Below are 15,883 nucleotides of genomic sequence, written 5' to 3' on the forward strand. Positions count from 1 at the left end.
AACAAAAGGAGGAACTACTGAATGAGTAACGTGTTGAAAAGTCGATTATGCAAGCTCATCATGTTTTGCTTGGTACTAGTGTATATCCCGTTCGGAATGGCGAAGCCAGCTGCTGCTTTCGGAAATGGCAATCTACTGAACGGTGGGTTCGAGAGTGCGACAGGTTCAGGCGTCCTAATCTTTGACAGCTGGAAGATTGATTCTACGGGATCGAAAGTTACAAATGGCAGCCCGGCGGGTTCCACATATGCCCATTCTGGCAACAATGCCTTAAAGGTATCGGCAGGTTCGGGCAGTCAGAAGACGCCGGCGCAGCAATTCGTGTCAGTCATTCCCGGTCAGACCTACAACCTTTCCTTTTACTTGAATGTAACTGCTGCTACGAACTCGGCATCCTCGACCGGAATGGTCGTCCGGTTTTATGACAAAGTAGGGCCTGATAACTTCTACACGACCGGTTCCACTACAGTCGGTTCGGATGTAATCGTTGGCTCGGTTACGGGGACAACGACATCTGGATACACATTGTATCAAAATAACTTCACAGTGCCCGCAAACGCGAAATATATGCGGATCTACGTGTTCTCGAGCAGCGCCGTCAGCGGCAGCATGACCGCTTATGTAGACGATATCAGCCTCGTTCAAACAGGCGGTACGGCACCGAGCACCATTACAGGCGTCACCTTGAATAAGACGTCTACGTCCATCGAAAAGGCGGGCACGGAAACACTTATTGCCACCGTAGCTCCATCCGGAGCACCGCAGGCAGTCGTCTGGAGCAGCAGCAATTCCTCCGTCGCTACTGTCGATGCCAACACAGGGCTTGTCACAGCGGTGAATACAGGAACTTCGACCATCACAGCCACATCTACGACAACTACGCCGCCGAACACAACCCCTACGGTATACACAGCTTCAGCTCAAGTGACAGTGGTGGCTGGAATGCCTACTGCGGTTTACGGATTGACGCTGACGCCTTCTTTCAACTCCATTAGTGTTTATATTGCTGGTGGGAGAGATGATCTGATTCGTCATCTGTCCTACAAGAAGACAACGGACACGGTGTGGAAGAATGCATTGGATCCCATTTATATTCCAGGCAAGGAGATTTTCTCAGGCAGTATTGTGAGGTTGGATGAGAATACGTCCTACGATGTCAAGTCGGAGGTCTACTACGGAAGCACTCTCATTAAATCGGAGACGGGAACGGTTCAAACCTGGACCTCCACCCCTGTGATCGCGCAGACGATATCGTTATCCAGTTTATATACGAGTGGCGGGTTGGTCATTAACGGGCTGACTGGAACGAACAGTGGCTGGATCAAAATCGTGAACGATACAGGGCTCACCATCGATGCCGGTACGCTAACGCAGAATGCCGTGACAGTTACGAATTCGGTATATACGATACTGGATGGCTTCATTGTTAAGGGCGGCAGCAAGAATGGCATCTACCTGAACAGCACGGATCATGACGTTCGAATTACAAATGCGGATATTTCCGGCTGGGGGCGTACGGCAGTCGATACCGTGCATACAGCTGCACAGTTGGCCTATATCAATAAGAGTGATGTCGGTTATGGCACACCCATCGATGCGCTGGGAGATATGCTGGAAGGTGATGCCGGCTTCCGGATCGAGGACGCGAAGAACATCGTTGTAGAACGCAGTTATGTGCATGAACCAAGAGGCTATGCGAACCCTTGGGGAGGCGTCACCTCCGATGGGCAAGTGTATAGCAATTCTCACCCGCAAGGACCCGAGGCGATGTATCTGCGAAGCGCAGGCGGTCTGGTGGTCAGGTATAACGACTTCAGTGGCACGGATGAGTACCACCGGTTCAATGACGTGATCAGCGGTTATTACAATAATCAAGAGAGCGGCGGATTTTATAAGGATGCAGACATCTACGGCAACTTCTTTGGATATGCCAATGATGATAGTGTCGAATTTGACGGCGGACAGTCCAATATTCGGGTGTTCGACAATCGGTTCGAGATGAGCTATACCGGCACCAGCTTCGCTCCGAACATGGTTGGACCGAGCTATGCGTTCAATAATGTGTTTCATAATCTAAATGATTATAGACGAACAGGCACGGGGTCGGTAGTCAAATTAGGCGGCAACAGCAGTACTGTGTATAAAGGTGAAACCTGGTTCTTCAACAATACGATTTATGCCGTTCCCAAAGCGATTACTGGCAGCAGTACGCCGAAAAACTGGTATGGCGGTACGCGAAATAATCTCATTGTCGTGATGAGGGATCTTACTAAGGGTTCGTCTAATTATTACAACATTGAGGATAATAGTCCTGCTGTAAACCCTGGTACGAATTTCGATTATGATGCGCTCGGACGAAGCACGGATGCCGATGGATCCGGGGATATTTATGCAAATCCAGGAGCCGAAACGCATGGTCTGTTCAAAATTGGCAAGATGACAAATCCCGATGCAGGTGTCTTTACACCGACGACTTCTGGCATCAATTCGGCAAGGGAAGTTAACGTTGTAGATATGGGAACCATCGTTAACAATTTCACGAATACGTATGCCGGTACGGCGCCTGATATTGGAGCTTTTGAACAAGGGTCGAGCAGCCTGTTTCCGAAACGGCCGATCCCGTTCCAGTCCGATAAGTATCTGGTTAGCATTCCAGAAACGAGCAGTTTCGCTACGTTCACGATTTCGACAGGCACACTTAGTGGATCCGGCAGTTATACGATTCGACGCAACGCGGAAGAAGATTGGTATTCGGTTACGCCGTCCACTGGAACATTCGGAAGCAACAGTTCCGTAACGTTTACGGTTACTGTGGACCGTACGAAAGCTTCATTTAACCGGGCTGTTGAATACTCGACCTTGTTCGTGCGGTTAGCTAATGGATATTCGGTGCCAATTACGATTAAAGCAGATAATACAGCCGAAACAGTGCCATTTGGGCAAACGATTCAGCTTGACTCCACAAAGCCATTTCCAAACACATCTAATCTGAATGCCGATTGGAAATCTAGCAGTGCGGCAGCTACGATTACATCATCGTCGGTTATCGACGTATCGTCCGTTAACGTCGCTGGTGTGTATGCCGGTACTGCAACCATTACGGCGAACAGCTCAGTGAATGGCGCCAACCAAGCAGAGTACAAGGTGCGCGTACCGGCGATGCTCGGTGACCTGCAGGTGAATGGGCAGGTTGTTGCCGGGTTCGATTCAGGTACGTACAGCTACAATGTCGTACTGCCGTCCGGCTCTAGCGTTCCGACGGTGTCGGCGACATCGCTGGATGCCAGCTCAGCATCGCCTTCTACAGTGGCGTATGACCTACCGGCGAGTCTGCCGGGCACTGCTGTCGTAACGGTGACGTCTTCCGATGGAACGACGAGCAATACGTATACAATTCAGTTTACAGTAGCGATACCATCACCATCGGCTGTGGGTTACTGGAAGCTTGACGAGACATCGGGAACAGTTGCATCGGATTCCTCGGGCAATCATTTGAACGGAACCCTAATTAACGGCCCCGTTTGGACAGCCGGCAAGATTGGGAACAGTCTGGATTTCGATGGTTCGAACGATGAAGTCGATCTAGGAACTCCGACTGAACTGCAATTTACAGGTGCCATGTCTGTTGCCGCCTGGGTCTATGTCGACAGCTTCGCGAGCAATGGGAGAATTATCTCGAAGGAGAACGGCACAGGTTCAAGGTCCTGGAGCCTGTATACAAATTCCGCAGGCAAAGGCGTCTTCCAGATTGCCACGGGTGCAACTTCTTCCATTACCGTATTGACGGCAGGGACGCTGCCGGTTGGCCAATGGGTCCATCTGGCGGGTGTATTTGAGCCTGGTGCCGCATTAAGAATTTACGTCAACGGTGCATTAAGTAACTCCAATCTCACCGCGATTCCGTCGACGCAATATAATAACACCGAACATGTGTTTATAGGAAGACGGCCGGATTTTTCGAATGCTTTTAACGGCAAGATCGACGAAGTATATGCCTTTAACAACGCATTATCGGGAACGGATATTGCAGCACTTGCGAGTAACTAGGAAACTGCTAAGCAAATCATGATTGTTTTCTAGCTTTGGAACTCCAACCGCGCCAGTCGTCTATGTGTCGTGTGACGCATCGATGCTGGCGCGAGAGGTTCCAAGCAAGGAACCTCTATTTATGGCGGAAGGAGAAGAAAGAATGAAACGGTATTTTGATGTAGAAGCCAGTATGACATATAAACTGGCAAATCAGGACACGGACGCCATCCTTGAAACGATAGCAGGCGCATACATAGCGAATAATCCCCCGCATCCGTTCGTGTTCCGATGTTATAGCAGGCTTTCAATCCCACAGCTGCAAGATGGCAGATTTGATTTTAATATGCAGGATAAACATCCTGAAGCTGCCGATGGTCAATATGCCTTCGCACTTGGCATGCTTTGGAGTGATAACGTGAGGTCTGTTGAAACGGCAGTCAATTGTTATGGTCCTACGAAGCTGCTGCTGAATGGCAAGTTGCTTTATAAATCGGGCGTAGCTGAAGAGGTAAATGTAGAAACGCGCAAAATTGTTGAGGTAAAGTTACAGGTGGGCTGGAATGCCTCCCTACTTATTTTCCAAAAGGTAGCTTCCGGTTTCGGCTGCTTATTCGGTTCAAACCGCAGCCATTCCACTCCTTTAGATTTTATGAACCCGTTTAGTGATCGATATGACTGTGGCGGTTGGTTGTATTCGGAGCCATTAGATGATGAACGGTTCGGAGAGACCAACTTCCCCGATGTGAAAGGCTCCGAATTGGACTCGGCTGTTCGGTGGTTTCCTTCTCAGGTTCGAACGGCTGATGAGCAGTCGCTGATGAACTGTGCAAGAATTTTTGGTATCCTGCCGAATAAGGTGGTTTATGCTTGGGCGAAAGGGAGCTCCCGCCTCCCGGGTCGGAATCGGTTCACTGTGAAAGGGCGGTCAGCGGGCCAGTTGCGCATCTGGGTTGACAGCGAACTCGTCGCTATGTCCGAGACGATAGGGCCATTTGAGCTTGAGGTTCATCTCGCATACGGGGTACACAATTGGTTAGTTGAGTCAACTTGCGGGGAGGAAGACTGGGGTTTCACACTGGAAGTGACTGCTGGAGATGAGGGGTATTCGTTTAGTCAGCCACACCCGGTAAAAGGCACAGATGAATGTTGGTTTTACGTAGGACCGATGGAGCGTGCTGAAAGTATCGTCCCAGACCAGCTGCAAACGATGTACCGTTTGTTTGAAGCAGGTACTAACAATGATACCTACTGGCGAATCGATAAGCCTGGCGTTTGGATTAGACCTTACCTGCAAAATGCCCGTTATGCAAGATGGAATTACCCGATTGGTGTGACACTGTATGGTCTTCTCCAGACAGGCAGAAAGCTCGCCCGAACTGATTTTGTGCGATACGTACTACAACATTTAAGAATGTGTACGACGATGTACGACTACGCTCTGTGGGACCGTGAGCAGTATGGGTATCCAGCCATTAACACGAAGCTGGTGGATATGAAGATGCTGGACGACTGCGGTTCGATCGGCAGTGCAATGCTGGAGGCCAATAAAGAGGCGCAGGATGACGGTTTTGTCAGGCTGGCGCATCACATTGCCGATTATATGGCAAGCACGCAAGAACGGCAGGATGACGGTGCATTTTATCGGGAATCCAAAGGTTATTACATGGAAAATACGCTATGGGCGGACGACTTGTACATGAGCACCCCATTCCTGATCCGATATTACAAGTTGACAGGTGAACGTAAATGGCTTGATGATGCGGCCAGTCAGTTCATTCTTTTTAAGAAATACTTATATATCCCCGAAAAAAAACTGATGTCTCATGTCTATGATTTCAAATTCAATATGGCTACTGGGATCCCTTGGGGGCGCGGGAACGGTTGGGTTATTTTTTCTTTGTCAGAGCTGCTAGAGGTGATGCCGGAAGACCATCAGGACAGGGCGACATTGCTTTCCTTTTTCCGAGATTTCTCCGAAGGGTTGCTTGCTCGCCAAGGGAAGAATGGCTTGTGGCATCAAGTATTGACGGATGAAGATGCCTTCGAGGAAACGTCCTGCACATCGATGTTCATGTATGCCTTTGCTAGAGGAGTGCGATTTGGCTGGCTGGATAAGCCCAGACTTTATGCAGAAGCTGTTCGTAAAGCGTGGAGCGGATTAATCAGCCATGCTTTTGAGGGAAATGGATCGGTCCACGGTGTGTGCTGCGGGTCGAAATATTCCTACTCCCCTAATTATTACAAGTATGATCTTAAGGCGGTTACGAATGACCCACATGGCATTGGCATCGTCCTGCTTGCTGGAATCGAAGCCGACAATATGAACCGTATGTTAGGGACGTTATGAGGGTATAGCCTTTAGCTTGCAAATAATTAACTACAAGGGAGCAGAACAATGAACATGGCATCCCAGTCCAAGCACCATGCTTACTGTAAGCCTATCGTCAGCGGTCAACCGGTAACTGAGTGGCTTTATGCCGGGCCTTACGAGCTTGATGTGTCCGATCTTTACTATGACAATTACATCGTACCTATCGAACCGTACCAGTCAAGATTAGATGAGGCGAATCACGTATTCGCTCAGCTTCTGAAAGTCCCTCCTGCCGAAGGGCAGGAACAGCGATTGTTTGGCCAGCAGGAGCAATGGAGGCTGCATCGGGCGCATCCTTCGGACAAAAAGGTTACTTGGGCCAGGTTTGGCGTTTTTGCTCGCTTGATGACGGTATTCGCGTACACTCAGCTGGTGTCCGATAAGGAGCAGACGATCGCTTGCAGCTTAGACTACACCGGAAGCATCGCGGTCGCGATTAACGGCAAGATCGTTTTTACCAAATGGCAGGTCGGTCGGAGTGGAGGTAAGCAGCATGTCGAGCTTCAACTCAAGCCGGGAGTGAATCATTGTCAGCTTCTGCTGCTGAACGTTCATCTTCATTGCACCAACTCCTTTACCTTTATGATGGAGGGCAATGGACTGCACAGCTCGCTGCCGCTGCTTGGGGAAGATCAGAAGGAACGAGATCAGATTGAAGCGGAGCTCTCCTCCTTCTACATGGAGCGTCCGCACCTGGGCGCGAATCAGCGTATTGAGTTGCTGACGGATGAAATGATGAGAAGCGGCGGTGAGTTCGAGCTAAGCCTGACTGGGGGCGATCGCCAAGTGTTGCGAAGCAAGCTGGTACCAGCTTGCTCGCTGCAGAGGGCTTCCGGAGGCGCTGCAGTGGTCGAGCTGGGAGACACTTCGGAACTAAAGCCTCTGAACTCTTACACCGTACAAATAGATTATAGAACCATATCGGGAGAACGGATTTCTGGCGTGAAGTGCAGCTTCTCCACACCAAGATTTTGGGAGAAGGTGCCTGAGCTCAGATTTGCGGAGCGGAAGCAATTTGTGCTGCAGCAGTATGCATCCATGGATGGATCTGACGATCGAGTTCGTGTTGTTTATTATGAGCTGGCTAAGCTGGTATGGAAATCCGCAGAGGGCGGCAATGTCGAGTTGGCGATTGATTTTACAGCGATTGAACAGGGAATCGAGTTTATTAATAAACGTTACGACTGCGCGGATTTTGCTCTTCACGGGCTGCTGAGGATGTATGCACTTTATAAAGATAGTCCACTGCTACCAGGCTCATTAAAGGAAAAGATAAAGCAATGTATCTTAGGCTTCAAGTATGGGACGGATGAACCGGGCAAGTCCATGATGTTTACCCGTTCGGAGAACCATGAAATGCTGTTCTACAGTGCGGAATATTTAGCAGGGCTGATGTTTCCCTTGGAGATATTTCCGAATAGTGAACAGAATGGGCTGTTCCACGCGTTAAAGGGGCGAATGAACGCCGAACGCTGGATGAAGGAGAAGGGCACCTACGGATTCATGGAATGGCATTCCAATACCTACTATGAGGAAGATATGCTCTCTCTTCTGAATATGTACGATTTCGGCGAGGAGAACAGCTATGCCCGGCTGCTCGCCCGGAAGCTGCTCGATTCGATCTGCTTCATGATCGCATCCCATAGCTACCAGGGAGTTCTGGCTACAACCCACGGCCGCAGCTATGAAGGCATGATCATGTATCCGGAGCAGGAAAGCATGAGCCATCTCAACTGGCTGATGTTCGGCCAGCCCAAGAAGCTGTACGATAAGTGCTCAATCGGCGCAGTTGCGCTGTGTAGTAGCACATACATGCCGAATCCGGGGCTCGAGGACATCGCAAACACGGAGGAAGAGCTGTTCACCAAAACCAGGATGGGCCTGTTCCCGAATGAAGGGTTGGGCGGCGTCAACTGCGCAACCTATCGAACGAAGGACTATATGGTATCTGGTATGGTTGAATCCAGAAAAGGCAGACACGGCTTCCAGTCTCACGCAGGGCAAGCTTTGCTGGACGGTCAGGTGCCGGTGTTCGTCACCTGTTACGACAATAACTCGGAGACGACTCGCCCTTCCTATTGGGGAGGCAACTATGTCGTTCCGAAGACGATCGTGTGCAAGAATGTGCTTGCCTATATTTTTCGCATTAAGGATGTGGTGGGCTTCACACACTGCTATTTTCCGAAAGGCCAAATGGATGAATGCGTGGAAGCCGGGGGCTGGCTGTTCGGCCGGAGCAAAGATGCGTATGTCGCTGTCTATTCTTCCAAGCCGTACACCGTTACAAAGCAGGGGGCTTATAAAGACCGGGAGCTTCTGTGTTTGGAGAAAAGCAACATTTGGCTGCTGCAGTTGGGCAGCAAGTCGGAGTACCGAAGCTTTGCCTCGTTTGTAGAAGCAGTGTCGAAGGCTCATATTCGTAAGGATGGGGAGGATCTCACTTATGTTTCTCCTTCTCAAGGTGAAGTGAGGCTTAGCTGGGATCAGCCTTGCACATGGGCCGGTTCCCCCATCGTCGGTGAGCCATATCCACTGCTAGAGAATCGTTATGCCAAAGCGGAGTACGGCAGCGGTCTGACTTATCTGAACATTGCGGGGCAGGAAAAGATACTGAATTTTAGAATCTAGGCATGCATGAAGATGAAAGAATTCTTCAGGAGGCCAATAACGAGGAGTGGAAACTATGAAAGGCGATGTATATTACTCAACAATCACCAGGAAGCATGACGAGTTGACGGATGTCGAAGTCATTCAGCTTACCGACAATTCTGGCGATACGTATCATCCTTATTTCACCAAAACATTGATTGATTGCGAAAATAATTATATCCTTCTAGCGTCTAATCGTACCGGTTCGATGCAATTATATACATTGAGGTTCAAGGATGGGCAAATGGTGAAAATCACCGATCGGGAGGGGGTTATTCCGTACAGCTCCGTACTCGATGCCTGGAATCATGTTGTTTATTATTTTGCAGACCGCACGCTGATGCGCGTTCGACTTGATAATCTAGAAACCGAGGAGCTTATGGAAATTCCACGCGGCTTTACGCCCAGCGATCTATCTGTTGACAATGCTGGGAAATTTCTCGCTTTTTCGTATGTGGAGCATATGGAGCTTTGTACAGATAGTGGTGGTACTTATTCAACACATAGGGAAAAACACTTCCGCAGACCAAGGAGCGTAGTCATCCGCTTTGATATTGAGAGAAAAGCTCCCTATGTGGTGTGGGGAGAAGGGCAGTATATTTCTCATGTGAATATAAGTCCGGTCGATTCGAATATTATTTTATTTTGCCATGAAGGTCCTTGGCTTCAGGTTCAGAGAATGTGGACGGCGCGCATAGACCATGACAAGGTGTATCCGCTAGTGGATCAGAAGGTAGGGTTGGAACGGATCGGACATGAATTTTTTACTGCCAGCGGAAGGGTTGGGGCTCAGTATTCATCTAGGGAGCGGATCGGTGATGAATTTTTGTTGCATGGCGATATTTTCATAAACACCGATGGTTCGAATGAGAGAAGATATTATTATCCTTACACTCGGCCGTCCCATGTACAGATGAACTATCAGGAAACGATGGGTGTCGGCGATCGTGCGCACATCCGCGAAGTAATGAAAGATAGTGGGAATTATATGTCCTTGTTAAAATACGAAGGGGATTCGATAGAAATGGGCCTGCTATGTGCACATGGCACTTCCTGGCGCAGCCAGATGTCACATCCGCATGCTATCTTTACCCGGGATGATCAGCATGTCCTGTTCTCTTCCGACAAGGGCGGCAAATCCAATGTATATATGGCTAGGGCAGATTGGAAAAAGACGTTGAAAAGTGATAAGCGGATAGAAGGGTAAAGCCCAAGAGGAGGAGACCTTCCGAATGCTTACGATCATTGTATTGAGGGTATATCCCTTGAACTGATTTTACATTGCTTCGTGTCCACAACCTCAAAAAATTCGACAATACCGGAGAAGATTTGGAAGATTTGATCTCTATTGGGACGATCGGCCTGATCAAAGCTATTGAATCTTTATCTCCAAACAAAGGGACAAAGCTGGCGACTTTTGCAGCACGTTGTATTGAAAATGAGATTCTGATGCATCTGCGGTCATTGAAGAAAACGCGGAAAGAGGTGTCCTTGCATGATCCCATTGGAACGGACAAAGAGGGGAAAGAGATTACTTTAATTGATATCCTCGGCAGCGAGGCGGACGATGTGGTGGACGCGGTACAGTTGTTGAAAATCGAGAAGTTCGAAATTTTCATAAATATGTAAATTTTGGATGAACGTGAGCTTGGTGGTGAAGAGCGGACGGACGAATTTGGAGGTTGTGCAGACGATTTTGAACATGCTGGGCAAACCAATTATGGGACCGTCAGGTTCAGGTAATTCTACGCTGATGAATATGACCGGTTGCCTAGACGTGTCCGACGAAGGTGTTTACACCCTCGATGGGAAGCAGATTCATTCACTAAAGGATTCACAATTAGCCGAGATGCGGATTCGATAATTATCCATATAGAAGCAACACTAAACTATACATAAAAACTACATTTTATGACGAAATAGTATCATTTGAGATACGCAGAAATAGCCTCGGTGTAATCACGAATCACACCGAGGCCGTTTGTACTTTTTTAAAAATAGGATTGATACTGAACACTAGAGAGACACCTTTCGCCCTGTCCTTGCGCTCTCAATTGCACCGAATACCATCCTAGTACTAAAAATATTATCCGAAAAGGAAGTTTCAGCCTTCCGACCTTCAACAATTGCCTGAAACATTTCATCTAAGCAACCGGTGTGACCCTCACGTCCTGTCCAGACGTATGGCGCTTCAATTCGTTGATAGTCATAGATGAACTTATTATCTTGGCCTGGAGTAACGATTTCGGCATAAGGTGCTGATTGATTCCAAATCGCTGTGCCCTTGCTGCCTGCGATACGCCAAGCTGCCTCCCAAGAAGTCGGAGCTCCTTCCGAACACCATGAACCGTTGTAAGTGAAGACAGCGCCATTATCAAATTCGAATATACAAGCGGCGGCAGCATATCCTTCGTACCAGGAGCCTTTAGGATTAAACTCATGGCAGTACACAGATACTGGATTTGCTTGAATGATAAAACGAGCTTGGTCGAAAGTATGGATAGCCATATCTAGAATGAGCGGGCTACTCATGGCATCACGAAAACCTCCGAAGTGAGCACCGATAAAAAAATCTGCGGTAACGAAGCTCACATGACCAATAACTTCTTGAGCTATGAGTCCACGCAGCGCTCGGATATCCTTCAAATAGCGACGATTTTGCATAATCGCATATTGCAATTCTGGTTGAGATGATGCCAATTCGGCAAGCTGTTCGGCTTCCTCTAACGTAGCGGCCATTGGTTTCTCACTAAGGATATGGCAACCGCCATGGAGCGCAGCGGTTGCAACCTCTTTATGAGCTGCTGGAATTGTGCAATCAAAGACAACGTTTGCATTGGATAAGCGAATAGCTTCTTCGACAGTCGAATACCAAGGAAGGGAAAGTCCATATTTCTCATTCATTTTGTTCGCAGCATCTTCATAAATGTCTACCAAGGCAACGAGTTCCGCGTCTGGACGTTCTAAAGCGTATCGAATCCATGCATTCGCCATTCCACCGCAACCGGCTTGGACAATTCTAATTGCTTTCATAGCTGAATTCCTCCTGTGTAGAGTTTATATGGGGTTAGGGACAAAAGAGCCGCCTCGGCAATTTTTTAAGTAATTCAAAGCATGTACTTGACCAGTCATTTCTAACTCATCACGATAGACAGGATCATGCCATCCCTCAATGTCAATGGTTTGCTTGTAACCTGACTGGCGAAGGATCGTAATAATATCGGTCCAATTCGTATCTCCGAACCCTGGCGTTCGGTGCCAAACAAATTCTTTGGGTCCGTTAATACCATTTTCCTTCACGATGTCCCATGCGATCGTGGCATCCTTCCCATGTACGTGGAACACTTTATGAGCCCACTTGCGCAGCTGGGGAATTGGATCAATCAACTGTGTCATCTGATGGCAAGGCTCCCACTCAAGACCGATATTGTCAAACGGGGTTGCATTAAACATTAACTCCCATGCCGTTGGGTTATGGGCAATGTTCCAATCTCCCTTGTGCCAGGTTCCACCCATTGGACAATTTTCAAATGCGATTTTGACGCCATTCGCTTCAGCACGGCGGGCTAATTCACCGAACACTTCCTTATACCTTGGAATAGATTCGGGTATCGATTGGTCGACCAAACGTCCTGTAAACCCCGTTATCGTATCAGCGCCAAATAAGTGGGCATGATCAATTAACCTTTCCCAACTGGCAAGTGTATCCGCATTTCCATCGTGCCCTGTCAACGCGTTACCGAAGATAGATAGACTGGAAATGACAGTTCCATGTTCATGCATCAAATCTTGAATTTTATTGGCAGTTTCCTTCAAATCTAACGTCCCCGTTGATTGCCAAAAGGAAAGTTGGAAGCTTTCAAATCCGTGCTTTACAATTTGTGGTATGACCCTTACGGCATCTTGGCCATTGACAAGCGTTCCGATACGAATGTTTTGCAAAATAGTTGCCTCCCTGTTGTAAAGCGAGTATATAATTAATGATAACGAAACAAGAAATTCTGATCTATACATGATCGTGTTGAAAAGTTGCACAATTTTGTTATTGCGTGGAGGGAAGAAAACGGTGACGGCTAATCAGGAACTGAAAGAAATGACATATTTGCCTGAAAAACAATTCCCTATCAACGTGTTTCATAATTTTGGCGCAGGTGAACGAGTGTTATATTTACACTGGCACGATCATCTGGAAATCATTTACATAGTAAAAGGACATGCCGTATTTGATATCGGAGGGAGCCCCTACGAAAGTTCGCCGGGTGACTTGCTGTTTGTACATTCGGGTGAGCTGCATTCAGGCTATTCAGTTAACAATATGGATGTTGATTTTTATGCGATAGTTTTTAATAAGTCGTTGTTCAGTAGTGATGCTGGTGATCCTTTATACGGTGCCATGATCTTGCCATTTATGTTAGGACAGAAGAGGTTTCCTGTAAAATTGAGCGCTGAAGAACTGGACTATGGACAATTTGAAAGAGCGGTTCTTCAAATCATCAGTGAGTTTGAAGAGAAAAAACTTGGCTACGAATTAGCTGTTCGCTCGTATTTACAATTGATTCTTACTGCAGCAATCAGACGGAATAATAATCTCGAGCACATAGAAGACAGGGGCACGCAGCTTATTGATGAACGTAGACGAACGAAAAGTTTTGATCTATTATTCGCATTCATTCGAGAAGCTTACGCAAGGCACATCGCCTTGGAAGAGGCCGCACAGATGGTCAATATGAGCATCCATCATTTTTGCAAAACGTTCAAGCGCATGACGGGGCGTACATTCGTAGAATTTGTCAATTTGCACCGTGTTAACGTGGCGGAACACTTGTTACGAACAACTGACATTTCGGTGACTGAGGTAGCGGATCGGGTTGGTTTTGGAAGCATTAACTATTTTATTCGCATCTTTAAACAGTTCAAATACTACAGTCCTTCACAATGTAAAAAATAATTGTCATGTCTTTGGAGGGAAGTTTTCCTCCTGAGATTGACAAGTTTTGGGATTAGGCATATCCTAAAGCTGTATTGTATACAATGAATACAATCATGTGGAGGCGCTGCTCATACTTATATGTAAATTCGCAACGTTATCGGGCAATGACTCGATATTCTGCATATAGAAAGGAAATGTATGTATGTTATTGCAATCTCCCGATACATTAGATGCCGCTGTCTATAAGCGCATCAAGGAAATGATCATCAACAAGGAATTGAAACCCAATGAATATCTGATCCAAAATTCGCTTTCTCAAACATTGGGTGTCAGCCGAACCCCATTACGCAAAGCGCTCGGCGAATTGGAAAAGGAAGGCCTACTTGTTGCTACGCCAAAAGGCTGGTACATCAAAGAATTTACTGTGGAAGATATGATTTCTGTCTTTGAAATTCGGGCCGTGCTGGAAGGTCTTGTGTGCCGCTTGGCCGCATCTCGTGTAAGTGCTGCGGATGTCGCCTATATGAAGATCTTGTTTGAGGAAGCCTATGAACAATTTAAACAAGGAAGTGCAGAAGCCTACTACAAAGCAGATGTTCAATTTCATACGATGCTGGTGGCGATAGCTGGAGATCCGATTCTAGCAAACACCATTCGTTCCACACAAGTTTTGGTGACAAGCCAATTGCAGGGTCTATACAGAAATCCGGATGAAACCTTCGACGAACATCTCCAAATTATTGAGGCGTTAAGTAAGAAAGATGGGGGTAAGGCGGAAGCTCAAATGCGGGAGCATATTCAGAACACGATTCCCCATCTTCGATTAGGTACCTACCATATTTACAAATAAGTAAATGAGGAGATAACAAAATGAGAAAAACACGATACACTCAAATTTCGATTGATAGCGGGCGCTTTCGGATTAATGGGGAATGGACTTATCATGGCCGGTATTGGGACGGACTGCGAATTGAAGGTTTATTAATGAACAGCAGGATGGTGCAAGGGATTTATGACGATAAGAATCCAGAAACTTTCCAAAGATGGGCTTACCCGGATACAGGGGTATGGGATGCGGATAGGAATACGAGGGAATTTATCGCACAAATGCCGATATGGAAGGAACACGGCTTGCTGGCCATTACTTTGAACCTCCAGGGAGGAAGTCCAGAGGGATATTCCAGGCTTCAGCCATGGCATAATTCTGCCTACAGTTCCAACGGGGAGCTGGACCCGGCTTATATGCGCCGGCTTGAGGCTATCATGGATCGGGCAGATGAGTTGGGGATGGTCGTCATTCTCGGATTCTTATATTTTGGCCAGGATATCCGTTTTAGTGGCGAACGCGCAGTCAAGCAAGCTGTAGCAAATGCAACGGCGTGGGTAGTACGGCAAGGCTACACGAATGTTTTAATCGAGATTGCGAATGAATGCAATATCGTCTATTCCTATGACGTCATCTTGAACGGTAGAATGCATGAGTTAATTGAGTTAGCCCGCATCGTGGGCCGAGCAGTCAATCCTGACCTGCCATTGTTGATTGGTACAAGTTTCTGCGGATCGGCAATACCTACGAATAACGTGATCGCCGTATCCGATTTTATACTCATCCACGGCAATACCAGCAATGAGTTGTGGGCTTCACAGCAAATCGATATTATCCAAGATCGCGAAGCGTATCGGGGTCAGCCGATTCTCAATAACGAAGATGATCATTTCGATTTCGATAAACCAACCAATCACATGCTGATTTCGATTAAGCGGGGCGTATCATGGGGCTACTTTGATCCGGGAGAAAACAATTACAGCGATGGCTTTCAATGCCCGCCGGTACAGTGGGGGATCAATACGGAACGCAAACAGCAATTTTTCAGCAAGCTCAAGGAAATTACAGGTGTATAACA

10 protein-coding genes and 1 pseudogene are annotated in these 15,883 nt (G+C 47.5%); 9 read left to right on the top strand and 2 right to left on the bottom strand.

Going from position 1 to position 15,883, the window contains the following annotated elements; genetic code table 11:
• Positions 1–21: 21 nt before the first annotated feature.
• The 6 genes and pseudogenes from AC58QO_RS00305 to AC58QO_RS00330 all read left to right on the top strand — a co-directional run bounded on the left by AC58QO_RS00305 (position 22) and on the right by AC58QO_RS00330 (position 10,913).
• Entirely contained in the window at positions 22–4,047 is a 4,026-nt protein-coding gene (locus AC58QO_RS00305) for a LamG-like jellyroll fold domain-containing protein (protein WP_497262966.1), read from the top strand.
• Between the two features lie 142 nt (positions 4,048–4,189).
• On the top strand, positions 4,190–6,376 hold the full coding sequence (locus AC58QO_RS00310) for a glycoside hydrolase family 88/105 protein (RefSeq protein WP_497262968.1): 2,187 nt from the start codon (positions 4,190–4,192) through the stop codon (positions 6,374–6,376).
• Positions 6,377–6,424: 48 nt separating this feature from the next.
• On the top strand, positions 6,425–9,028 hold the full coding sequence (locus AC58QO_RS00315; RefSeq protein WP_497262970.1) for a hypothetical protein: 2,604 nt from the start codon (positions 6,425–6,427) through the stop codon (positions 9,026–9,028).
• Positions 9,029–9,083: 55 nt separating this feature from the next.
• Positions 9,084–10,256, top strand: coding sequence for an oligogalacturonate lyase family protein (locus AC58QO_RS00320; RefSeq protein ID WP_497262972.1), 1,173 nt, complete (start codon positions 9,084–9,086; stop codon positions 10,254–10,256).
• 74 nt (positions 10,257–10,330) lie between these two features.
• Positions 10,331–10,675: pseudogene (locus tag AC58QO_RS00325) on the top strand (sigma factor); the annotation flags it as partial.
• 10 nt (positions 10,676–10,685) lie between these two features.
• Positions 10,686–10,913, top strand: coding sequence for a hypothetical protein (locus AC58QO_RS00330; RefSeq protein WP_497262974.1), 228 nt, complete (start codon positions 10,686–10,688; stop codon positions 10,911–10,913).
• Between the two features lie 152 nt (positions 10,914–11,065).
• Here AC58QO_RS00330 and AC58QO_RS00335 read toward each other — a convergent pair whose 3' ends face one another.
• Positions 11,066–12,082 (bottom strand): Gfo/Idh/MocA family protein, encoded by a 1,017-nt coding sequence (locus tag AC58QO_RS00335; protein WP_497262976.1) that lies wholly within the window; start codon positions 12,080–12,082, stop codon positions 11,066–11,068.
• Positions 12,083–12,106: 24 nt separating this feature from the next.
• Positions 12,107–12,991 (bottom strand): sugar phosphate isomerase/epimerase family protein, encoded by an 885-nt coding sequence (locus tag AC58QO_RS00340; RefSeq protein ID WP_497262978.1) that lies wholly within the window; start codon positions 12,989–12,991, stop codon positions 12,107–12,109.
• Between the two features lie 124 nt (positions 12,992–13,115).
• On the opposite strand from AC58QO_RS00340, the gene AC58QO_RS00345 reads away from it, so the two are divergent.
• From AC58QO_RS00345 to AC58QO_RS00355, 3 genes are all read left to right on the top strand, one after another.
• A complete protein-coding gene (locus AC58QO_RS00345; protein WP_497262980.1) occupies positions 13,116–13,997 on the top strand; it encodes an AraC family transcriptional regulator in 882 nt (293 codons plus the stop codon).
• 184 nt (positions 13,998–14,181) lie between these two features.
• Entirely contained in the window at positions 14,182–14,829 is a 648-nt protein-coding gene (locus tag AC58QO_RS00350; protein ID WP_497262982.1) for a GntR family transcriptional regulator, read from the top strand.
• A 20-nt stretch (positions 14,830–14,849) separates the two neighbouring features.
• Positions 14,850–15,881 (top strand): glycoside hydrolase family 5 protein, encoded by a 1,032-nt coding sequence (locus AC58QO_RS00355; RefSeq protein ID WP_497262984.1) that lies wholly within the window; start codon positions 14,850–14,852, stop codon positions 15,879–15,881.
• Positions 15,882–15,883 lie beyond the last annotated feature (2 nt).

Source organism: Paenibacillus sp. J31R30, assembly GCF_059692115.1.